17 protein-coding genes are annotated in these 21,058 nt (G+C 54.9%); 8 read left to right on the forward strand and 9 right to left on the reverse strand.

What is annotated here, in order from left to right; translation table 11 throughout:
- Positions 1–214 precede the first annotated feature (214 nt).
- On the forward strand, positions 215–1,834 hold the full coding sequence (pckA, locus tag EL29_RS16655; RefSeq protein WP_019106462.1) for a phosphoenolpyruvate carboxykinase (ATP): 1,620 nt from the start codon (positions 215–217) through the stop codon (positions 1,832–1,834).
- A 38-nt stretch (positions 1,835–1,872) separates the two neighbouring features.
- Here pckA and envZ read toward each other — a convergent pair whose 3' ends face one another.
- Positions 1,873–3,237, reverse strand: a complete 1,365-nt coding sequence (envZ, locus tag EL29_RS16660; RefSeq protein ID WP_013027520.1) for a two-component system sensor histidine kinase EnvZ — start codon at positions 3,235–3,237, stop codon at positions 1,873–1,875.
- Complete coding sequence (gene ompR / locus EL29_RS16665) at positions 3,234–3,953, reverse strand: osmolarity response regulator transcription factor OmpR (RefSeq protein WP_001157751.1); 720 nt, start codon at positions 3,951–3,953, stop codon at positions 3,234–3,236. The genes envZ and ompR overlap by 4 nt, the downstream gene beginning before the upstream one ends.
- Positions 3,954–4,488: 535 nt before the next feature.
- On the opposite strand from ompR, the gene yjbE reads away from it, so the two are divergent.
- The 4 genes from yjbE (at position 4,489) to EL29_RS16685 (ending at position 9,769) form a co-directional block, all read left to right on the forward strand.
- On the forward strand, positions 4,489–4,737 hold the full coding sequence (gene yjbE, locus EL29_RS16670; protein ID WP_014604850.1) for an exopolysaccharide production protein YjbE: 249 nt from the start codon (positions 4,489–4,491) through the stop codon (positions 4,735–4,737).
- A gap of 163 nt (positions 4,738–4,900) precedes the next feature.
- Positions 4,901–5,377, forward strand: a complete 477-nt coding sequence (greB, locus tag EL29_RS16675; RefSeq protein ID WP_014604849.1) for a transcription elongation factor GreB — start codon at positions 4,901–4,903, stop codon at positions 5,375–5,377.
- A gap of 99 nt (positions 5,378–5,476) precedes the next feature.
- Positions 5,477–7,801: a Tex family protein gene (locus EL29_RS16680; protein WP_028715878.1), complete on the forward strand. Its 2,325-nt coding sequence runs from the start codon at positions 5,477–5,479 to the stop codon at positions 7,799–7,801.
- Positions 7,802–8,083: 282 nt separating this feature from the next.
- Positions 8,084–9,769, forward strand: coding sequence for an alpha-amylase family glycosyl hydrolase (locus tag EL29_RS16685; RefSeq protein ID WP_028715879.1), 1,686 nt, complete (start codon positions 8,084–8,086; stop codon positions 9,767–9,769).
- On the opposite strand, the gene EL29_RS16690 is transcribed toward EL29_RS16685, so the two are convergent.
- Positions 9,770–10,039 (reverse strand): YdgH/BhsA/McbA-like domain containing protein, encoded by a 270-nt coding sequence (locus EL29_RS16690; RefSeq protein ID WP_026021071.1) that lies wholly within the window; start codon positions 10,037–10,039, stop codon positions 9,770–9,772.
- A 169-nt stretch (positions 10,040–10,208) separates the two neighbouring features.
- Positions 10,209–10,985 carry a pimeloyl-ACP methyl ester esterase BioH gene (bioH, locus tag EL29_RS16695; RefSeq protein WP_013027526.1) on the reverse strand — a complete coding sequence of 259 codons (777 nt, stop codon included), beginning with the start codon at positions 10,983–10,985 and terminating at the stop codon, positions 10,209–10,211.
- 34 nt (positions 10,986–11,019) lie between these two features.
- Here bioH and gntX point away from each other — a divergent pair, with 34 nt between their 5' ends.
- On the forward strand, positions 11,020–11,700 hold the full coding sequence (gene gntX, locus EL29_RS16700) for a DNA utilization protein GntX (protein WP_028715880.1): 681 nt from the start codon (positions 11,020–11,022) through the stop codon (positions 11,698–11,700).
- Positions 11,701–11,758: 58 nt separating this feature from the next.
- A complete protein-coding gene (nfuA, locus tag EL29_RS16705; protein WP_013027528.1) occupies positions 11,759–12,334 on the forward strand; it encodes a Fe-S biogenesis protein NfuA in 576 nt (191 codons plus the stop codon).
- Positions 12,335–12,371: 37 nt separating this feature from the next.
- Here nfuA and malQ read toward each other — a convergent pair whose 3' ends face one another.
- From malQ to glpE, 5 genes are all read right to left on the reverse strand, one after another.
- A complete protein-coding gene (gene malQ, locus EL29_RS16710; protein ID WP_014594792.1) occupies positions 12,372–14,444 on the reverse strand; it encodes a 4-alpha-glucanotransferase in 2,073 nt (690 codons plus the stop codon).
- A 9-nt stretch (positions 14,445–14,453) separates the two neighbouring features.
- A complete protein-coding gene (malP, locus tag EL29_RS16715; RefSeq protein ID WP_028715881.1) occupies positions 14,454–16,859 on the reverse strand; it encodes a maltodextrin phosphorylase in 2,406 nt (801 codons plus the stop codon).
- Positions 16,860–17,012: 153 nt separating this feature from the next.
- On the reverse strand, positions 17,013–17,771 hold the full coding sequence (locus tag EL29_RS16720; protein WP_013027531.1) for a DeoR/GlpR family transcriptional regulator: 759 nt from the start codon (positions 17,769–17,771) through the stop codon (positions 17,013–17,015).
- Positions 17,772–17,810: 39 nt separating this feature from the next.
- Positions 17,811–18,629, reverse strand: a complete 819-nt coding sequence (gene glpG, locus EL29_RS16725) for a rhomboid family intramembrane serine protease GlpG (protein WP_013027532.1) — start codon at positions 18,627–18,629, stop codon at positions 17,811–17,813.
- A 29-nt stretch (positions 18,630–18,658) separates the two neighbouring features.
- Positions 18,659–18,985, reverse strand: coding sequence for a thiosulfate sulfurtransferase GlpE (glpE, locus tag EL29_RS16730; RefSeq protein ID WP_014604842.1), 327 nt, complete (start codon positions 18,983–18,985; stop codon positions 18,659–18,661).
- A gap of 226 nt (positions 18,986–19,211) precedes the next feature.
- Here glpE and glpD point away from each other — a divergent pair, with 226 nt between their 5' ends.
- On the forward strand, positions 19,212–20,717 hold the full coding sequence (glpD, locus tag EL29_RS16735; protein ID WP_015699383.1) for a glycerol-3-phosphate dehydrogenase: 1,506 nt from the start codon (positions 19,212–19,214) through the stop codon (positions 20,715–20,717).
- Positions 20,718–21,058: the final 341 nt, after the last annotated feature.

Consider the following 21,058-nt stretch of genomic DNA (forward strand, 5'->3'; position numbering starts at 1 on the left):
ATCTTTTTTTACTTTCATAACATCTTAAAAACGTTCGAAACATATCCTTAACGCGCCCTAAGTCTCATTTTTAACGAACAAGCCTTTCTCGCCTGGCACAGTAGCGTAAACTGCGCGCGATCGCGTCTCCGCCCCTCACTCTGTGGCATTTTAAGGACGCGATCCCAAACTCTCTTTGCCCTACAGAACAGACACCGATTTAAGGAGCAGTAAAATGCGCGTTAACGGCCTGACCTCGAAAGCCCTTGCCGATCTGGGCATCACCGATACCACTGAGGTGGTTCATAACCCTGATTACGCTACGCTATTTCAGGAAGAGATGCGTCCGGAGCTCGAAGGTTTTGAGCGTGGCACCCTGACGCAGAGCGGCGCAATCGCCGTTGATACCGGGATTTTTACCGGGCGCTCGCCCAAGGATAAGTACATTGTGCGTGATGACACCACGCGCGATACGCTGTGGTGGAACGATCAAGGAACCGGAAAGAACGATAATCAGCCCCTGTCCCAGGAAACCTGGCAGGCGCTGAAAAAATGCGTGACCCGGCAGCTCTCAGGGAAGCGTCTGTTCGTTATTGATGCCTTCTGCGGGGCTAACCCGGATTCACGCCTGAGCGTGCGTTTTGTTACCGAGGTTGCCTGGCAGGCGCATTTCGTCAAAAACATGTTCATTCAACCGAGCGCGGCTGAGCTGGATAACTTCACGCCCGATTTTGTAGTGATGAATGGGGCTAAATGCACCAACCCTGACTGGCAGGCACAAGGGCTGCATTCCGAGAACTTTGTTGCCTTTAACCTGACCGAACGTATGCAGCTGATTGGCGGCACATGGTACGGCGGAGAAATGAAGAAGGGGCTGTTCGCGGTGATGAACTATCTGCTGCCGCTGAAGGGCATTGCCTCTATGCACTGCTCCGCCAACGTGGGTAAAGCAGGCGATGTCGCGGTATTCTTTGGACTGTCCGGCACGGGTAAAACCACGCTTTCTACCGATCCGGACCGCCAGTTAATCGGTGACGACGAACACGGCTGGGACGATGACGGCGTGTTCAACTTTGAAGGCGGCTGTTACGCGAAAACGATTAACCTTTCTGAACAGGCTGAGCCGGAAATCTATCGCGCCATTCGTCGTAACGCCTTATTGGAAAACGTCGTGGTACGTGAAGACGGCAGCATCGATTTTGCTGACGGCAGCAAAACCGAAAACACCCGTGTGTCCTATCCGATTAACCATATCGACAATATTGTTCAGCCGGTTTCCAAAGCAGGCCATGCGAAGAAAGTCATTTTCCTGACCGCCGACGCCTTTGGCGTGCTGCCGCCCGTCTCCAGACTGACGCCAGAGCAGACTCAGTATCATTTCCTGTCGGGCTTTACAGCGAAGCTGGCAGGCACGGAGCGCGGAGTAACGGCGCCAACGCCAACCTTCTCAGCCTGTTTTGGCGCAGCCTTCCTGACGCTGCATCCCACACAGTATGCAGAAGTGTTGGTGAAACGCATGGAAGCGGCGGGCGCGCAGGCTTATCTGGTTAATACGGGCTGGAACGGCAGTGGCAAGCGTATCTCATTGAAAAATACCCGTGCCATCATCAACGCCATTCTGGCCGGTGAACTGGACGATGCGCCAACGGAAACGCTGCCGGTATTTAACCTGCAGGTGCCAAAAACGTTGGGCGATCTGGATGCCGAAACGCTCGACCCACGTCGTACCTGGGAAAGCGAAGAGAAGTGGCACGCGGCGGCAGATGATTTAGCCCAGCGCTTTATCACTAACTTTGAAAAATATACCGATAATGCGGCCGGTGCCGCGTTGGTAAAAGCAGGTCCTCAGCGTTAATCACAGCGGCGCGGCTTAACAGGCCGCGCCGCTGCTGTTTAACTCAGTGCAAGGTTGCTGTTGTTGGCGCCCGACTCCGGGCTTTCCGCTAAGGGTAACCAGGCACGGATACGTAATCCGCCGCGTTCACTGTCACCGATCTCTAGCGAACCCTGATGCGCATCAATAATGCGCTGGACGATCGCCAGCCCAAGGCCCGTGCCGCTGGTGCTGCGTGCGCTGTCACCGCGCACAAATGGCTGAAAGAGATGCGCCAGCTGATCCGGCTTAATGCCGGGACCGTCATCTTCAACCTGGAACCAGGCCCTATGCAGCTCGCGTCCGCTGCTGACTTTGATCCAGCCGTTGCCGTAACGCGCCGCGTTCACCACCAGGTTAGCCAGGGCGCGCTTAATCGAAAGGGGATTAATCTCCAACATGAGCTCTTCTGCCATGACGGCGTTTTCAATTTCACGTTCATAACCGCTTTCTGCGGCCACTACTTCGCCCAGCACGCTGTTAAGATCGGCCAGCTCAGTCTGCATCTCCTGCCCGGTGCGCAGGTAATCGATGAACTGCTCGATGATGGCATTGCACTCTTCGATGTCTTTGTTAATCGACTCTGCCAGGTAGCCATCCTGTTCATTCATCATTTCCGTCGCGAGCCGGATGCGCGTCAAAGGGGTGCGTAAATCGTGGCTGACGCCCGCCATCAACAAAGTGCGGTCATCGGCAAGCTGCTTAACGCCCGCCGCCATTTGGTTAAACGCGCGCGTCACCGAACGCACCTCTGACGCACCGTATTCACGTAATGGTGGGGGAATAATGCCCTTGCCCACCTGTAATGCGGCATGTTCTAAATCGACTAACGGGCGGTTCTGGATGCGGATAAAAAGCCATGCGCCGCCTATCGCCAGCAACATTATCGCCAGGGTATAGCGGAACAGCGGCGAGAAATCACCCTGATGAATTTCCGTTAACGGCACCCGTACCCAAATGTCGGGCGATAGCCAGGTTTTGAGCCAGACAACAGGGGAGTTTTTGTTGACCTCGACGCGAACGTCTGTCGGGCCGCCAAGCTGCTGGCCCATCTGATCGCTAAGGAATTTGTAGTGCTGCGCCCAGCGCAGTCCGCTCTCCTCTGCCGCCGCATTGGTATAAAGCGAAATACCCAGTTCACGATAAATTTCGCGACGAAAAGCGGGCGGCACTTCCAGCTGCGTACCATCTTCCAGTTGTAAACGGTCGGTCATCAGCATACGCACTTCGTAGGCGAGGACTTTATTAAACTGTTGCAGGCTGGGAAGAATGGCAAAGTTCAGTACCACCAGGTAGGTCGTTACCAGGCTGACGAACAGCAAGGTAACGATCAACAACAGGGTGCGTGCAAATGAACTTCGTGGCGAGAAGCGCAGCCGCCTCATGCTTTACTGCCGTCCGGAACAAATACATAGCCCAGGCCCCAAACGGTCTGGATGTAGCGTGGATGGGCCGGATCTTCTTCCACCATGCGTCGCAGGCGGGAAATCTGTACGTCGATAGAACGTTCCATGGCGCTGTACTCCCGACCACGGGCCAGATTCATCAGCTTATCGCGCGACAGCGGCTCACGTGGATGGCTTACCAGCGCCTTGAGAACGGCAAATTCACCGCTGGTCAACGGCATAGGTTCGTCTTCACGGAACATCTCACGCGTGCCCAGGTTAAGCTTGAACTTGCCAAAAGCGATGACCGCTTCTTCCTGAGACGGCGCACCGGGCAGTTCATTGGCCTGACGGCGCAATACCGCACGAATACGCGCCAGCAGCTCACGTGGGTTGAACGGCTTTGGAATATAGTCGTCAGCACCGATTTCCAGCCCAACGATGCGATCCACTTCTTCGCCCTTGGCGGTCACCATAATGATAGGCATCGGGTTGCTCTGACTGCGCAGGCGGCGGCAAATGGAAAGACCATCTTCGCCAGGCAGCATCAGATCAAGCACCATTAAATGGAAGGATTCGCGGGTTAACAGACGGTCCATCTGCTCGGCGTTGGCGACACTGCGCACCTGAAAGCCCTGCTCGGTAAGATAGCGCTCTAATAGTGCACGTAAACGCATATCGTCATCGACGACCAGAATCTTGTAGTTTTCTTGCATTTTTAACTCCCAAAGGCGCTATTGCCTGAGCCGATATTGTTAAAAAAAGATGCGGCACAGTGACAGTGTTTAATGGTTTATATTCTAGTCAAAATTGTTACAAAGCATATTAAACAGCAGCTTATATTTAAATTTTGGTCTGACGGCCGGGCAAGCTGCGTAATGACCACGGCGTTGAACAGAATACGGCAAATCTGAAATATTGGGTAAAATTCCGCTATTCACTGGTTTAGACGCGGCACACCGTGGCACAGCACTTGCAAATTCAAGCGCTTGCCGGAAAATTTGACTTAAATGACGTTCGTATCTGACGACGAATCCCGTATAGTCCGGTTTTTTAGACTGATAACAGCATAATATTCGGAAAAAAAACAGGTTAATACGCGACCTCTCTCGGATTAGTTTGAGAAGCCTCCCGAACAAGGCCATCTGCAGGTAAAGAGAGATAAATCAAACAGTAAAGCCCGCTTTGCGGCCCAATGGATTTCACCCACACTATAGCGACACCAACTTGCCGCTTTACGGGGAAACCATAATGAAAAAAACGATTTTACTGCTGAGCGCACTGGCTTTGGCCAGCGTCGGTCAGACTTATGCCGCAACCGCAACCGGTGAAGCCGCGGGCGCACAGGCAACGACCACCGCTCAGGGTAACTCCAACGCGATTGGTATTGGCGCAGTCGCCGCTCTGCTGGGCGTTGGACTGGCAACGGCTGGCGGCGGCGGCGGTGACGGCACCAACAGCAGCACCTCGACGACCACCTCGACCAAAGCCGGTAAGTAATTCCTGCCGCCACGGAACCGCACCGGTCTGGATATGACAGCCCCATCCTCTGTCATCGCCGTATAAGGGTTTTTTAACAGGTAAAAAACCCTTTTCCCACCTCTTTTTCGCCACGCACGATTTGCTTTACACTGATCCTCTTTCGATTTGACCGGCTTGTACCATGAGAACCCGACTGATTACCCGAGAAGGTTTCAACACCTTAAAAGCTGAACTCGATCACCTGTGGCGTGAAGAGCGACCTGAAGTCACCAAAAAAGTGACCTGGGCCGCCAGCCTCGGCGACCGCAGCGAAAATGCGGATTATCAATACAATAAGAAACGCCTGCGTGAAATTGACCGCCGCGTGCGCTATTTGAGCAAGAGCATTGAGCAACTGCGCATTGTGGATTATTCACCCCAGCAGGATGGCAAAGTATTTTTTGGCGCCTGGGTTGAAGTCGAAAACGATGACGGCGATGTGAAGCGCTTCCGTATCGTGGGTTACGATGAGATTTTTGGCCGCAAGGATTACATCTCAATTGACTCGCCCATGGCGCGGGCGCTGTTAAAAAAGGCCGTCGGCGACGCGGCGGTAGTAGAAACGCCAGCGGGCCCGGCATGCTGGTATGTCAATGAAATTAGCTATGTTGAAGGCTGATTCAGAATATCGCTGAAAGCAGGCCGCTTCTCTGGCAATTTCAGCCATCAATCCGTATAACTATCGGCTATTTCTCAACCCAGAAAGCATAATAGTCCGATGATGAATGTTCTTAGCCAGCTAATTGCAAGTGAGCTACAGGCGCGCCCTGAGCAAGTTGATGCGGCCGTCCGCCTGTTGGATGAAGGGAATACCGTGCCGTTTATCGCACGTTATCGTAAAGAGGTGACGGGCGGCCTGGATGATACACAACTCCGCCAGCTCGAAACCCGCCTCAGCTACCTGCGTGAATTATCCGAGCGTCGGCAGGCCATCCTGAAATCTATAGAGGAACAGGGAAAACTCACCGACGATCTGGCGAATGCCATCAATACCACCCTCAGCAAAACCGAACTTGAAGACCTCTACCTGCCCTATAAGCCTAAGCGCCGTACGCGTGGCCAAATCGCGATTGAAGCCGGGCTGGAACCCCTGGCCGATACCTTATGGCAGGATCCTTCACAGGACCCTGAGCAGTTGGCAACAGGCTATGTGAATGTGGATAACGGTGTCGCTGACGTTCGTGCGGCGCTGGATGGCGCGCGTTATATCCTGATGGAGCGCTTTGCTGAAGATGCCGCCCTGCTGGCTAAAGTCCGCCACTATTTGTGGAAAAATGCCCATCTGGTCTCAAACGTGGTGGAAGGCAAAGAGGAAGAAGGCGCGAAATTCCGCGACTACTTCGATCACCATGAGCCGCTGCACAGCGTTCCTTCGCATCGCGCGCTGGCCATGCTGCGCGGTCGTAATGAAGGTATTTTACAGCTGTCGCTGAATGCCGATCCGCAGTTTGATGAGCCACCGCGCGAAAGCCACGGTGAAACCCTGATTGCGGAACACCTGAATCTGCGACTGAATAACGCACCGGCTGACAGCTGGCGCAAGGCCGTGGTCAGTTGGACCTGGCGCATCAAAGTCATGCTGCATCTGGAAACCGAGCTGATGGGTACCGTTCGCGAGCGTGCGGAAGACGAGGCCATTAACGTCTTTGCCCGTAACCTGCACGACCTGTTAATGGCGGCACCTGCGGGCATGAGGGCCACGATGGGCCTGGATCCCGGCCTGCGTACCGGTGTGAAAGTTGCCGTGGTTGACGCGACCGGCAAGCTGGTCGCCACCGATACAGTTTATCCGCATACCGGGCAAACGGCCAAGGCGGCGGCAGCGGTCGCGGCGCTGTGCGTGAAACATCAGGTGGAACTGGTCGCCATCGGTAATGGCACTGCCTCACGTGAAACCGAGCGCTTCTTTCTGGATCTGCAAAAACAGTTTCCCCAGGTCACCGCCCAGAAAGTGATTGTCAGCGAAGCGGGCGCCTCAGTCTACTCCGCGTCTGAATTAGCTGCGCTGGAATTTCCGGATCTGGATGTCTCACTGCGTGGCGCAGTGTCGATCGCCCGTCGCCTGCAGGATCCGCTGGCCGAACTGGTGAAAATCGATCCGAAATCGATCGGTGTAGGCCAGTATCAGCATGACGTCAGCCAGAGCCAGCTCGCGAAAAAACTGGATGCGGTGGTGGAAGACTGTGTGAACGCCGTCGGTGTCGATCTTAACACGGCTTCGGTACCGCTGCTGACGCGCGTGGCCGGGTTAACCCGCATGATGGCACAAAATATTGTTGGCTGGCGCGATGAAAACGGCCGTTTCCAGAACCGTCAGCAGCTTCTCAAGGTCAGCCGTCTTGGGCCTAAAGCGTTTGAGCAGTGCGCTGGCTTCCTGCGCATCAACCACGGCGATAATCCACTGGATGCCTCGACGGTGCACCCGGAAGCTTATCCGGTGGTGGAACGCATTCTGGCCGCGACCGAGCAGGCGCTGAGTGAGCTGATGGGCAATCCCACCAGCCTGCGTAACCTGAAAGCGTTGGACTTCACAGACGACCGCTTTGGTTTACCGACTGTGACCGACATCATGAAAGAGCTGGAAAAGCCGGGCCGCGATCCCCGTCCTGAGTTTAAAACGGCACAGTTTGCCGAAGGCGTGGAAACCCTGAATGACCTGATGCCAGGCATGGTACTTGAAGGCGCCGTGACCAACGTCACCAACTTTGGTGCGTTCGTCGATATTGGCGTGCATCAGGATGGCCTGGTTCATATTTCTTCGCTGTCGGACAAGTTTGTGGAAGATCCTCATCAGGTCGTGAAAGCGGGCGACATCGTTAAAGTTAAAGTGATGGAAGTGGATCTACAACGTAAGCGCATTGCCTTAACCATGCGCCTTGACGAGCAGCCGGGAGAAGGCAACGCGCGTGGCGCTAAGAGCGGTGCGCCACGCGAAGAAAAACGTCCGGCCGCGAACAAAGGCCGCGCACGTCCAGCCAGCCAGCCCTCGGGCAACAGCGCCATGGGCGACGCGCTGGCGGCGGCATTCGGTAAAAAACGCTAGTTACGCACCACGCAGTCACCTCTTATCCCCGTCATGGAGAAGGAGGTGACTGTCATCCTTCTCTCGCTGGTCGCTCGTTTTATCTGAACAGAAAAAACGTTCCAGGCTGCCCCTGTTTACCTTCTGACGTGGGCGCGGTTGCCGATGTGGGGCTTCACGCCTGCTGCTTTGCACTGGCTTTTCAGGCCGACCTGGCACGTTTGAGTTGAAAATCCCCGCCCTGAGGCTACGCTAAAAAGACGCCCGTCATAATAACGACACCTGCTGTGGCACACTTTGATAATGGAAAAGATCACTGCTTTAATCGATAAGATTTATGCCGATGCCTTTCCTCAGGCTATGCGCGAACGCCTGCTCGCCACGATCGTTGAAGCCCGTGACACCACTAAGCTGCCGAGAAAGGCCCACTGGGATGAGCAGGACGTAGTGCTGATTACGTATGCCGATCAGTTCCGCGAGCCGGGCAAACCCACACTCAACACCTTTTCACGTTTCTACCAGCAGCATTTGCACGCCACGTTTCCGCTGGTGCACCTCCTGCCGTTTTATCCCTATTCGTCTGACGACGGCTTTTCGGTCATTAACTACCATCAGGTCGATCCGCTGTGTGGCGACTGGCAGGACATTGCCTTACTGCATCAGGAAACGCGCCTGATGTTCGACTTTGTCTGTAACCATATGTCAGCGCATAGTGCGTGGTTTAAACATTATCTTGCTCAGGATGAAGGCTGGGATGATTTTTTTATCAGCCTGCCGCCCACCACCGACCTCAGCGCGGTCACGCGGCCAAGAACGTCACCGTTGCTCACCCCCTTTACGCTGGAAAACGGTGAAATCCGCTTTGTCTGGACCACGTTCAGTGCCGATCAGATTGACCTTAACTTTGCCCGTCCCAGGGTGCTGGTGCGCATGGTAGAGGTACTACTCGACTATCTGAAACGTGGCGCGGACTATGTGCGACTGGATGCGGTGGGATACATGTGGAAAACGCCAGGCACAAACTGTATTCACCTCGAAAAAACGCATCTGCTGGTCAAACTGTTTCGCGCCATTGCCGACGTGGTCGCACCCGGCACCGTCATCATCACCGAAACGAATGTGCCGCACAAAGACAACATCAGCTACTTTGGTAACGGGCAAGACGAAGCCCAGATGGTGTATCAGTTTTCCCTGCCGCCGCTGGTGCTGCATGCCATTCACACCGGATCGGCTCGCGCTCTGCGTCAATGGGCCAGCACCCTGCAGGTGGGCAATGGCAATACAACCTTTTTTAACTTCCTGGCCTCGCACGATGGTATAGGTCTTAATCCGGCACGCGGGATTTTATCGGAGGTGGAGATCACGGCGCTGGTGCGCGATCTGGCACTGGAGGGGGCGCTGATCTCCTATAAAAACAATCCTGACGGCAGCACCAGCCCATACGAAATCAACGTGACCTATTTCGACGCGCTTAACCGTGAAGGCGATGACGACGAAACGCGCCTCAAACGCTTTATGCTGGCGCATGCTATTTTACTGGCCTTTCCGGGTGTTCCAGCCGTCTATATTCAAAGCATCCTGGGATCGCGTAATGACTATGACGGCGTGCGTGAGGCAGGCCATAACCGGGCCATTAACCGGCAAAAATATTCGCTCTCCGCTATCGAAGACGCACTGGTGAACAGTGGCGGCTTACGCCATCAGGTTTATACCCGGCTGAGCAAACTGATTCAGCAGCGTCGACGCCAGACGGCCTTTCATCCCGACAACCCGTTGACGTTGTTTCAGAGCGATAATGCCCTGCTCATCATGAAGCGTTATTCGCATAACGGCGGTGATGAATTACTGTGTGTGTTTAATCTCAGTGGCAGGCAGATTGAAGCCCCGTTACCGGAGGCGCATCTTTTTCAGGATGTGGTAAGCGGTGAGAAAATTGATGGCACCCAGCCAGTAACGCTGGATGCCTGGCAATTCATGTGGCTACGATAATTACTTGTACACTTCCGCTGTCGCACTGAACTTACCGTGCTCACGACCCGCGATCACCAGGAAGTATTTGCCACCCTTCTCATCAGCGGCCTCTGACAGCTTCTTCTTAGCATCCATCGGCGACGTGGTTTCGGCCGTGGTATTTACGGTGCCGATTTTGGTCAGATGCATCTTCTGCACTTCTTCTTTGGTGACTTCTTTCGCCGCCAGAGCAGAGAATGACACTGCGCCCATCATCATTGATGCAACAACCCATTTCATAACCTTCATTTGTCTACCCTCATTCATGATCCATTGTTGAGATGTAAGCAGCCGCAAATCGCTTAAGGCTATATCGAACGGCATAGTCATCTCCCTGACTAATCGCATAGAAGTGCAGCGGCCTTGCTCACTCATGAAGTATTGCCGCTGCGCAGAAATTTGCCAGTAACGGCCAGGGTTATCTGTCTAATTTGCTGATAAATGAAACAATGTGCTGGCAGAACGCATCCGGGTGCGAAATAAAGGGGGCATGTGCCGCTTTGTCCGTTACGACAGACGGCGACGTGGGCAGCAGCGGATCGAGTTGCTGCACAATCCGGCGCGGCACCAGACCATCCAGCGCGCCATACATCCGCAAAAAGGGCAGCGTAATGGCCGTAAGCCTGTCACGCAAATCATCGTCGCTCAGAATCGTCAGTCCGCCATTGAGCACGTCCACGTCTGGCATCGGCTGCGACAATACCACCTCCTTGAGCTTACGTGCATCCGTCCGAGCGGTTTCCGTTCCCATGGTCTGCAGCGCCAGAAAACGCTCGACGGTACGCTGAAAATCGTGACTGAGCTGCTGCTGGAAGTTATGCAGGGTTAAGGGGGCAATACCCGGCCAGTCATCGCGGGCCGTAAAACAGGGCGAAGAAGCCACCGTAATCAGGGCGCGTAACCGCTCTGGCTCGCTCAACGCCAGCTGTGTGGCGACCAACCCGCCAAGCGACCACCCCAGCACAATAGCGCGAGGCGGCAGAAAGGGCACCAGTGTCTGTGCCATCTGTTCCAGCGACAGGGCAGCAAACCCGCGGCTGCGACCATAGCCAGGCAGATCCACCAGGTGCAGGCGAAACTGTGCGCTGAGTCGCGGCACAATGTTTTGCCACACTTCCGCATTCAGTCCCCAGCCGTGCAGCAGCACAAGATCGTCATCTCCTTCGCCACAGGTATGCCAGTAAAGTGAGCTCATCCGTTACTATTCCATGATTGATAAGGAGGTCACTATGCTACCAATGCCCGCCCTGTGTTGGCTATGTCAGTTACCCTTGCGGATTGCCCTGCATGGACTCTGCAGCATTTGCCTGCGCCAGCTACCACGGCTGCCATCACTGTGTCCGTGCTGCGGCCTGCCTGCCGCATCCGATGCCCTGCCCTGCGGTCGTTGCCTGCTTAGACCGCCGCCCTGGCAGGCGCTAATCAGCGTCAGCCACTATCAGCCCCCGCTCAGCACATGGGTGAATCAATTAAAATTTTCGGGTATTACCGCACTCAGGGTGATGCTGGCCCGGCTGCTTTTGCTAAGCTGGCTCAATGCGTATCGCAGAGGACAGACCGTTCGTCCCGACTTACTGATGTGTATTCCGCTGCATGCCCGACGCTGCTGGCGGCGCGGTTACAACCAGACGGCCCTGTTGGCAACGCCGCTGGCACGCTGGTTGGAGTGTGAATTCAGCCTGGCGTTATCCCGTCAGCGCGCCGGCGCTGTTCAGCATCAGTTGAGTGCCCGTCAGCGGCGCCGCAATCTACGCGGTGCGTTTTGCCTTGAAACGGATGTTAACGGACGCCATATCGCCTTAATCGATGATGTGGTGACGACCGGCAGCACGGTCAGAGAAATCAGCCGCCTGTTACAGGGGCGAGGCGCAGCCAGCGTGCAAGTGTGGTGCCTGTGCCGTACCTTGTAGAGCCTGAATGATGGGCGTATTATAACCAACTAAATTAGTCAACTATTGAGCAACTGACATGATCCGAATTACTGATTCTGCCCAAGAGCATTTTTCAAAACTGCTATCCAAACAAGAAGATGGCACCCAGATTCGCGTATTCGTGATTAACCCGGGTACGCCAACTGCCGAATGCGGTGTGTCCTACTGCCCACCGGATGCGGTAGAAGCGACAGATACTGAACTGAAATTTGAAAAGCTGTCAGCCTATGTGGATGAGCTGAGCGCGCCCTATCTGGAAGACGCTGAAATCGACTTTGTAACGGATAACCTGGGTTCGCAGCTGACGCTCAAGGCGCCTAATGCCAAAATGCGTAAAGTTTCCGATGATGCGCCCATGGTTGAGCGTGTTGAGTACCTGTTACAGGCTCAGATTAACCCGCAGCTGGCAGGCCACGGCGGTCGCGTTTCGCTGATGGAAATCACCGACGACGGTTTTGCTATTCTGCAATTCGGCGGCGGCTGTAACGGCTGTTCGATGATCGACGTCACCCTTAAAGACGGCATTGAGAAAGAACTGCTGGCGGCGTTCCCGCAGCTGAAAGGCGTGCGCGATATCACCGAACATCAGCGTGGCGAGCACTCTTTCTACTGATGTTTCCGCGCGACAGCCCGGCTGTCGCGCGCATCCGTTATCCTGCCTTGCGTCGTTTAGTCACGGTTTCCAGCAGTTTATTCACGTTATCGTCGGCAAAAATGCGTTCCAGCGGCTGCGCGAGCTTGCGCCGCCAGTTGGGATATTGGTCGACCGTTCCCGGCACATTCACCGGCGTCGTCATCCCCAGCCAGTCTTCCGGCTGTAGCCCCAGCAGCGCACTGTTCGTGTCCGCCAGAAAACGGTGAACGGACTGATTCAGTTCGGCCGTCATCGCCAGAGCATCCGCCCGCTTTGCGCGGCGCGACGGTACGGCTCCCGCTTTATGCAGAGCATCCAGTAAGGCCTGTTTTTGCTTCATCCGCTGCTGCTGCAGGTTCTGTACCATTTGCCCGTCTGGATAAAGCCCGATTTTCTCGCCAAGCTCTAAATCACCTGCACTCCAGAAGCCGGTCAACGTGGGAAGATCGTGCGTACTGGCGCTGGCAATGGACTGGCGTGGATAGGCCTGGGGGGCACGGTAATTCCCCTGTTTTTCCTGCTCAAACCACAAAACTTTCCAGGAAAACACGCCGCTGTCGCGCAGCAGGCTGACGATCTCTTTAGGTACCGTACCGAGATCCTCACCAATCACCATACAGCGCAAACGCTGGCTTTCCAGCGCCAGAATGCCAAGCAGATCGTGTACAGGGTAAGCGACGTAGGCGCCTTTATCCGCCGTTTCACCTGCCGGAACCCACCAGAGGCGCAGCAGAGCCATGACGTGGTCAATACGCAGCGCCCCGCAGTCACGCATATTGGCGCGCAGGATATCGATAAATGGTTGATAGCCCCTGGCCTGCAAGACGTGAGGATCCATTGGCGGCAACCCCCAGTTTTGCCCCAACGGCCCCAGCCTGTCAGGCGGCGCGCCGATTGATGCCTTAAGGCGGTACAGCTCCGGATCGTGCCAGGTTTCGGCACTGCCTTCGGCCACACCGACCGCTAAATCACGATACAGCCCCACGCTCATGCCCAGCGCCTGGCTCCGTGCCCAACACTGAGAGAACTGCTGCTGTGCCAGCCACTGTAACCACTGCCAGAAGGCAATCTCATCCGCGTGCTGCGCGCACCAATCCTGAACGTCAGAAGACTGACTGTTACGCCAGCGCTCAGGCCAGGCCGGCCAGCCCGCGTGCGTGGCACCTTTCCCCTGCATTTCAGCCTGCAGACCCTCATAGGCCGCCTGATAGCGCAGGCTGTCGCCCCCCTGCTGGATGAAATCCGCAAACTGCTGCTTCTGTGCGTCTTGCGCATCGCGCGACTGGAACCGGGCCCAGCCGTGACGTAATGCCGCAATTTTCAGTGCCATAACCGCGTCATAATCCACCCATTCGCTTTCACGGGCTTGCTTTAACGCCTTTTGGGTTTTGGCACTTTTCCACCACTTCTGACCCGCGCTGCTTTGTTGGAAATCGGCAACCTGTGCCACATCGATGTAAATAATATTCAGCCAGCGGCGCGATGAAGGACTGTAGGGGCTGGCAAAAGCGGGGCTGGACGGATAGAGCGCATGCAACGGGTTCAGGCCAACAAAGTCGCCGCCGCGTGCGGCAAGCTGCTCCAGCAACATTTCCAGATCGCCAAAATCACCGATGCCCCAGTTTTTCTCTGAACGCACGGTATAAAGCTGCACCAGCGCCCCCCAACGTTTCTCTCCGGCGCGCAAGGCCGGTGGCAGATAACAACGGCGCGGTGTCACGATCACGCGCGTCTGCCACTCACGCTTGCCCTTGCTCAAGGTCAGCTGGTGATAACCCTGCCCCAGAGGCGAAGGCAGTTTAAAGGGCGCACCGCCTTCGAGGGTTCCGCTAAGGGTTTTGCCTTTCTCTGTCTGCAACTGCCAGCGGAAGCTGCCGTCCATCTGAGGCGTCAGCTCGCGTTTACGGTTACCGCTAAAAACCACAACGGGGGGCAGCGGAGATTTACCGGCTTTCTGTGGGTTTTCCATTATGCCCAGTAAGGCGCGTTTGGTATCATCGCTGATGGCTTCAGGTTCACCGTTCGCATCGAAATACGTGAGCGCTATTCCCGCCGCCTGGGCGGCTTTATCAAGTGAAGTGGATTTCATCGCAATTCCTTAGCGTTGCGCCTGCCAGATGCGCTGTTGATAGTCCCGAATCGACCGATCCGAACTAAAAATACCGGTTCGCGCCGTGTTGAGAATGGCGGCGCGCGTCCAGGCTTCCCGATCGCGCCACAAGGCCTCAACCCGTTTCTGCGCATCGATATAGGCCTGATAATCCGCCAGCACCAGCCAGGGATCGCCATTTTTTGTCAGGCTATCCAACATTAGGTTGAATGCATGCTTATCGCCATGACTGAACGTTCCTTTTTTCAGTGATCTCAACAGTTCATCCAGTTCCTTGTTGTGCTTACGGACTTTTTGCGGTTTGTAGCCTCCGGCCTTGAGGGCTTTAACGTCATCCACGGTATTGCCAAAAATAAAGATATTTTCTGCCCCTACCTGCTCCGCAATTTCCACGTTGGCCCCATCCAGCGTGCCGATAGTCAGCGCGCCATTCAGTGCCAGTTTCATGTTGCCGGTGCCGGAAGCTTCATAACCTGCGGTGGAAATCTGCTCTGACAGATCGGCGGCGGGAATCAGGTATTCGGCGGCCGTGATGCGGTAATCCGGAATAAAGACCACCTTCAGCTTGTCGCCGACAAGCGGATCGTTGTTCACCACCTCTGCCACCTTGTTAATGGCATAGATAATGTTCTTTGCCAGGTAGTAGCCTGGTGCCGCCTTTGCCCCAAACAGAAACACTCTGGGGATGATACTGGCGTCATTGGGGTTGTCGCGGACGTTTTTATAGCAGTGCAGAATATGGAGCAGACCCAGATGCTGACGTTTATATTCATGTAGCCGCTTGATCTGCACGTCAAAAATCGCGTTTGGGTTAACCACAATGCCGGTGTGCTGAGCAATGTAGGTGGCTAACCGCGCTTTGTTGTGTTGCTTAACCGCGCGAAAACGCTCACGGAAAACGGGATCGTCGGCGTAAGGCTCCAGGCCCTGCAGCGCGGTCAGGTTGTTGACCCATTCACGCTTCAGGGTGTCATCAATCAGGCCAGCCAGCGCAGGATTGCACTGCTTTATCCAGCGGCGCGGCGTAATGCCGTTGGTGACATTATGAAACTTCTGCGGCCAGAGCTGATGGTACTCGGGAAAAAGATCCGTCACGACCAGCCCGGAATGCAGGGCCGCCACGCCATTCACCGCAAAGCCACTGACAACGCAAAGATTAGCCATTCTGACCTGCCCCTCGGCGACCACAGCCAGTTTGTTCCAAAGCGCTTTGTCATCAGGCCAGCGCTGTTTAACCTGCTGTTTGAGGCGACGGTTGATCTCTTTGATGATCATCATGTGGCGCGGCAGCAGGCTGCGTATCAGCTTCTCATCCCAGCGCTCCAGGGCTTCGGGCATTAAGGTGTGATTGGTATAGGCAAACACGCGGCTGGTGATGTGCCAGGCCTCGTCCCAACTTAGCTGGTGCTCATCCAGCAGCAGGCGCAGCATCTCCGGAATGGCGATAGTGGGATGCGTATCGTTAAGCTGAATGACCTCAAAATCAGGCAGCGCATGAATGCTTCTCCCCGCCTGATGATGGCGACGCAGAATATCGGCCACCGCACAGGCACACTGGAAATACTGCTGCATCAGACGCAGGCGTTTGCCCTGTGGATGGTTATCATTGGGATAGAGCACTTTGGTCAGGCTGGCGGCATCAATCCCCTGCTTCTCAGCCTGCAAAAACTGACCGTCGTTGAACAGGGTCAGGTTAAAGGGATGCTCACTGGTCGCTTTCCACAGCCTCAACGGCAGGGTGACGCCATTGCGATAACCTGTTACCGGTAAATCCCAGGCTTCTCCACGAAGATAAATGGCGGGCTCCCACACTTTACGCCCGTCATCCTGCTTAATGACTTTTCCGCCCATCGCGACGCGGACATCCAGCGCGGCGTTATGCCGAAACCAGGGGTACGTCTCGCGCGCCCAGTCGTCGGGTTCCTCGACCTGTTTCCCCTCTGCAAAACGCTGGCGAAACAAACCGTACTGGTAGTTAAGCCCGTGCCCGGTAGCGGGCTGCCCAACCGTCGCCATTGAGTCCATGTAACAGGCAGCCAGCCTGCCCAGGCCACCGTTCCCCAATGCCGGATCAACTTCTTCTTCCAGTAATTCGCTTAACTCAACCTGGTATTCCGCCAGCAGGGATTTGACCTCGTCGTACCACCCCAGATTCATCAGGTTATTTCCTGTAAGGCGCCCCAGCAGAAACTCCATTGAGAGATAGTTAACGTGACGCTGGGGTTGCGCGCCCCGGACCGCCGGTTGGGCGTTGAGCAATTCGTTGACCGTGGCACTCAGTGCCTGCCACCACTGGCGCGGCGTCATTTGTTTTGCGGACGAGAAACCAAGATGCTGCCAGTGGCGGGTTAACGCAGCCTGAAAACGGGATTTGTTGAATTTCTGCTGTGGCATATCACTCCCTTTTGTATCCATATGGGTAAAGCAAAAATGGAATGCGCATGGGCCAGCCATATTGCTGGCGGCCATGTTAATTAAATACGCGAGTGGAGAAAAAAGCGACAGGCAGGTTTGAAAAACGCCAGTGATCTGACTGGCGTGCAGGTCTCAGCAGAGTTCGAGGTGAACCTCATGCTGTTCAATAACTTTCATGATGCTGTTAGGCGGCATCTTATCGGTGTAGAGATAGTCGAGCTGGCTCATATTCCCCAGATTGACCATCGCGTTACGGCCAAATTTCGAGTGGTCTACCACCAACATGACACAGCGGGAGTTTTCGATGATGGCGCGTTTGGTACGGACTTCGTGGTAGTCAAACTCCAGCAGCGATCCGTCCATATCGATGCCGCTGATCCCGAGGATGCCGTAATCAAGACGAAACTGTGAAATAAAGTCCAGCGTCGCTTCCCCCATGACTGCGCCATCACGGGTACGCACTTCTCCACCAGCGATAATAACCCTGAAATCCGGCTTGCCCATCAACAGCATTGCCACGTTCAGGTTATTGGTCACCACGCGTAAATCGCTATGGTTTAACAACGCATGTGCCACGGCTTCTGGTGTGGTACCGATATCGATAAACAGCGTCGCCCCGTCCGGTATCTGGCTGGCCACTCGCTGTGCGATACGCGCTTTTTCTGCTGACCACATCATCTTACGATCCTGCCAGGCGGTATTCTCTGAACTGGAAGGCAAGGCCGCGCCGCCGTGGTGGCGCTGAATTTTATTTTGATCGGCAAGGTCGTTTAAATCACGACGAATCGTTTGTGGGCTGACCTCGAAATGATCGACCAGCTCCTCAGTACTGACATATCCCTGACGCCGAACCAGATCAATAATGGCGTCATGACGTTGCGTCTGCTTCACATTCCTCTCCTGTTTCGGGCTTATTCTTATTCGTTGTGACTACCGTTTACGCTTGCGTGTGTCGACAAACGCCATTGCCAGTCCGACAAGCAGGCCACCAACGTGTGCTGCGTTAGCGATAGCCAGACCAAATGCACCAAACCAGCCCACCACCAGCCAGACAAGTGCAAAGCCGATTAACCCACGCTCCAGATAAACACCGCTGTCGGGATCGCGTTCACCGCGCAGCCAGCAGTATCCCATCAGCGCATAGACCACACCGGACAGGCCGCCAAACCAGATACCGCTAAATTTCGACTGAAGCCAGCCGCTGAGCAGTGCAGAAATGATAAAAATAACAAAAAGCTTACCGCTGCCCAGCCGTTTTTCTACGGCTCCACCGAGATACCACCACCACATCAGATTAAACAGGATGTGCAACAGTGAAAAGTGAAGTAGCACATGGCTGAACCAGCGCCAGATCTCAAAATGTTGATCGGCATCTGGCCACGCCAGCCAGTACATTACGGTACGATCGCCCAGTACCTGCATCAGCACAAATACCGCAATACAGGCAAACATAACCACCATGGTCAACGGCCCGGCACGCTCACGGATGTTTGCCCAGATATTGCTTCGCTCATAGCGCAACCCGCTGTCGGTTTTACCACTGTGCCAGCTTGCCGCCTGGTAGCGCGGATGGTTGGGATCGCGCACAAACTGCTGAAGTTCGTTTTCGACCATCGAAAGCTGGCTTTCATCATCCAGCATAATGACGTAATGACTTTCACGTTCAATACGCAATTTCACGCCGCGCGTTGCCATATAGTCAACAAAAGCCTGCGCCATGCGCGGCTGGTTAAATTGGGTAATGCGCATTACTCACTCTCCGTGTTACGCCTGACCAGTCACTCAGCGCCACTGGTCACCTGTTGAGGGAAGGCGGCGCGCCAGGCATCAAACCCGCCATCAATACTGTAAGCAGTGGTAAATCCCTGGGCGTGCAGATAATCCGCTGCACTTTTACTGCTGTTGCCGTGATAGCACATTACCAGCACCGGCAGGCTTGTATCGGTTGAACTGATAAAATCATTAAGGTTGTTATTCGATAAATGCAAGGCGCCGTTGGCATGACCAAGAGCAAAACTTTGCGCATCGCGGATATCCACCATTACTGCGCCTTGTGCCAGCCGCTGTTGAGCCTGATGAACATCAATACATTGGTAAGTTTCCATGGTGTCTCTCATAACATCATCAAAATGACGTCTAGTGTAACCTGATAATCCTCGCCAATAACCTGACAATCACTACGGCTATTCACCTTTGCGCCCAGATAATGTTATCCATATCACGCAAAATTGTTTTTAGGTGGTTAAATACTGGCATCAATGTTGGTTTGCGATTATGATTATGCTCGAAAACGAACATAAGTGAACTATTCCGAACATCGGAGGAGACAACGTGGAAACCAAAGACCTGATCGTTATCGGCGGCGGCATCAACGGTGCTGGCATCGCAGCAGACGCTGCAGGACGCGGACTGTCGGTGTTAATGCTAGAGGCGCGGGACCTGGCTTGCGCGACCTCTTCCGCCAGCTCAAAGCTGATTCACGGTGGCCTGCGCTACCTTGAACATTATGAATTCCGTCTGGTGAGCGAAGCGCTGGCCGAGCGCGAAGTGCTGTTAAAGATGGCACCCCATATCGCGTTCCCAATGCGCTTTCGCTTACCACACCGCCCGCATCTGCGTCCGGCGTGGATGATCCGTACCGGCCTGTTTATGTACGATCATCTGGGCAAGCGCACGAGTCTGCCGGGCAGTAAAAGCCTGAGCTTTGGTGCAGAGTCTGCACTTAAGCCTGAAATTAAGCGCGGTTTTGAGTATTCCGACTGCTGGGTGGACGATGCCCGAATGGTGGTACTCAATGCGCAGGAAGTGGTTAAACATGGTGGTGAGGTGCGTACCCGCACTCGCGTGACTCGCGCATGGCGTGAGAACGGCCTGTGGATGGTAGAAGCTGAGGATATCGACAGCGGCAAAACCTTCACCTGGCAGGCCAAAGGCCTGGTCAACGCCGCCGGTCCATGGGTTAAGCAGTTCTTCGACGATGGCCTGGAGCTGAAATCGCCTTACGGTATTCGCCTGATCAAAGGCAGCCATATTGTGGTGCCGCGCGTTCACAATGAGAAGCAGGCTTATATCCTGCAAAACGAAGATAACCGTATTGTGTTTGTCATTCCGTGGATGGATGAGTTTTCTATCATCGGCACCACCGACGTGGAATATAAAGGCGATCCGAAAAACGTCGCTATTGATGATAATGAAATCGACTACATCCTGAAGGTGTACAACGGCCATTTCAAAAAGCAGCTGACGCCTGACGACATTGTGTGGACCTATTCCGGCGTGCGTCCGCTTTGTGATGACGAGTCCGATTCGCCGCAGGCGATTACTCGCGATTACACCCTGGATGTCCGCGATGACAACGGTCAGACTCCGCTGCTGTCCGTTTTCGGTGGCAAATTGACGACTTACCGTAAGCTGGCCGAGCATGCGCTGGAGAAGTTGTCGAAGTATTATCCTGATGCGGGCGCAGCATGGACTAAAAACTGCGTGCTGCCCGGCGGTAATATTTCCGGCAGCAGCGACGATTACGCTGCCAGCCTGCGCCGCCGTTACCCGTTCATTACTGAAAACATGGCACGTCACTACGCCCGCACTTACGGTAGCAGCACCGAAGTGCTGCTTAAAGATGCGACATCGCTGGAAGACCTGGGTGAAAACTTCGGTCATGAGTTTTATGAGGCGGAGTTACGTTACCTTGTGCAGCATGAGTGGGTGCGTGAAGTGGATGACGCTATCTGGCGCCGTACCAAGCAAGGTATGTGGCTGAACGAAGCCCAGCAGGCACGCATTGCCGAATGGCTGGCGGCTAAGGCGAAGCCTACGCTGTCGCTGGCATCGTAGTCGCGCGTCAGCGCAGAAAGCGCGGTGCAACAGGTTGCGGCCTGTTGTGCCGCTTTTTTTTGCCTGCGCGGCAACGTGTTGAGGTTCATTGCATGAACGTGGCTTTTGGTTGGTTGCCTGAGCGGCGTCCAGTTATGTAACTCTGAGAAGGTTTCGATTGCCAGCCTGAGCGGCATCCAGTTATGTAACTCTGAGAAGGTTTCGCTCGCCAGGCGGCGGGCAGTTTCAGTCCGCCCCATGCGGGCGACCGACAAGGGGCCGCCAGTCGCCGCAGCCCCTTGACCCCGGGCTCCCGTCCTGCCCACCCGCCGCTGCGCGGTCCCTTCGCTGCTTCAGGATTT

This window comes from Pantoea ananatis LMG 2665 (genome assembly GCF_000710035.2).
Lineage (GTDB): Bacteria > Pseudomonadota > Gammaproteobacteria > Enterobacterales > Enterobacteriaceae > Pantoea > Pantoea ananatis.

What these genes read in the sequence shown, in the direction of transcription:
- ompR (WP_001157751.1), bottom strand. Translation starts at nt 3,953, where the DNA reads ATGCAAGAAAACTACAAGATTCTGGTCGTCGATGACGATATGCGTTTA.
- envZ (WP_013027520.1), bottom strand. Translation starts at nt 3,237, where the DNA reads ATGAGGCGGCTGCGCTTCTCGCCACGAAGTTCATTTGCACGCACCCTG.
- greB (WP_014604849.1), top strand. Translation starts at nt 4,901, where the DNA reads ATGAGAACCCGACTGATTACCCGAGAAGGTTTCAACACCTTAAAAGCT.
- gntX (WP_028715880.1), top strand. Translation starts at nt 11,020, where the DNA reads ATGCTACCAATGCCCGCCCTGTGTTGGCTATGTCAGTTACCCTTGCGG.
- EL29_RS16690 (WP_026021071.1), bottom strand. Translation starts at nt 10,039, where the DNA reads ATGAAGGTTATGAAATGGGTTGTTGCATCAATGATGATGGGCGCAGTG.
- nfuA (WP_013027528.1), top strand. Translation starts at nt 11,759, where the DNA reads ATGATCCGAATTACTGATTCTGCCCAAGAGCATTTTTCAAAACTGCTA.
- pckA (WP_019106462.1), top strand. Translation starts at nt 215, where the DNA reads ATGCGCGTTAACGGCCTGACCTCGAAAGCCCTTGCCGATCTGGGCATC.
- malQ (WP_014594792.1), bottom strand. Translation starts at nt 14,444, where the DNA reads ATGAAATCCACTTCACTTGATAAAGCCGCCCAGGCGGCGGGAATAGCG.
- glpG (WP_013027532.1), bottom strand. Translation starts at nt 18,629, where the DNA reads ATGCGCATTACCCAATTTAACCAGCCGCGCATGGCGCAGGCTTTTGTT.
- malP (WP_028715881.1), bottom strand. Translation starts at nt 16,859, where the DNA reads ATGCCACAGCAGAAATTCAACAAATCCCGTTTTCAGGCTGCGTTAACC.
- EL29_RS16685 (WP_028715879.1), top strand. Translation starts at nt 8,084, where the DNA reads ATGGAAAAGATCACTGCTTTAATCGATAAGATTTATGCCGATGCCTTT.
- glpE (WP_014604842.1), bottom strand. Translation starts at nt 18,985, where the DNA reads ATGGAAACTTACCAATGTATTGATGTTCATCAGGCTCAACAGCGGCTG.
- yjbE (WP_014604850.1), top strand. Translation starts at nt 4,489, where the DNA reads ATGAAAAAAACGATTTTACTGCTGAGCGCACTGGCTTTGGCCAGCGTC.
- EL29_RS16680 (WP_028715878.1), top strand. Translation starts at nt 5,477, where the DNA reads ATGATGAATGTTCTTAGCCAGCTAATTGCAAGTGAGCTACAGGCGCGC.
- bioH (WP_013027526.1), bottom strand. Translation starts at nt 10,985, where the DNA reads ATGAGCTCACTTTACTGGCATACCTGTGGCGAAGGAGATGACGATCTT.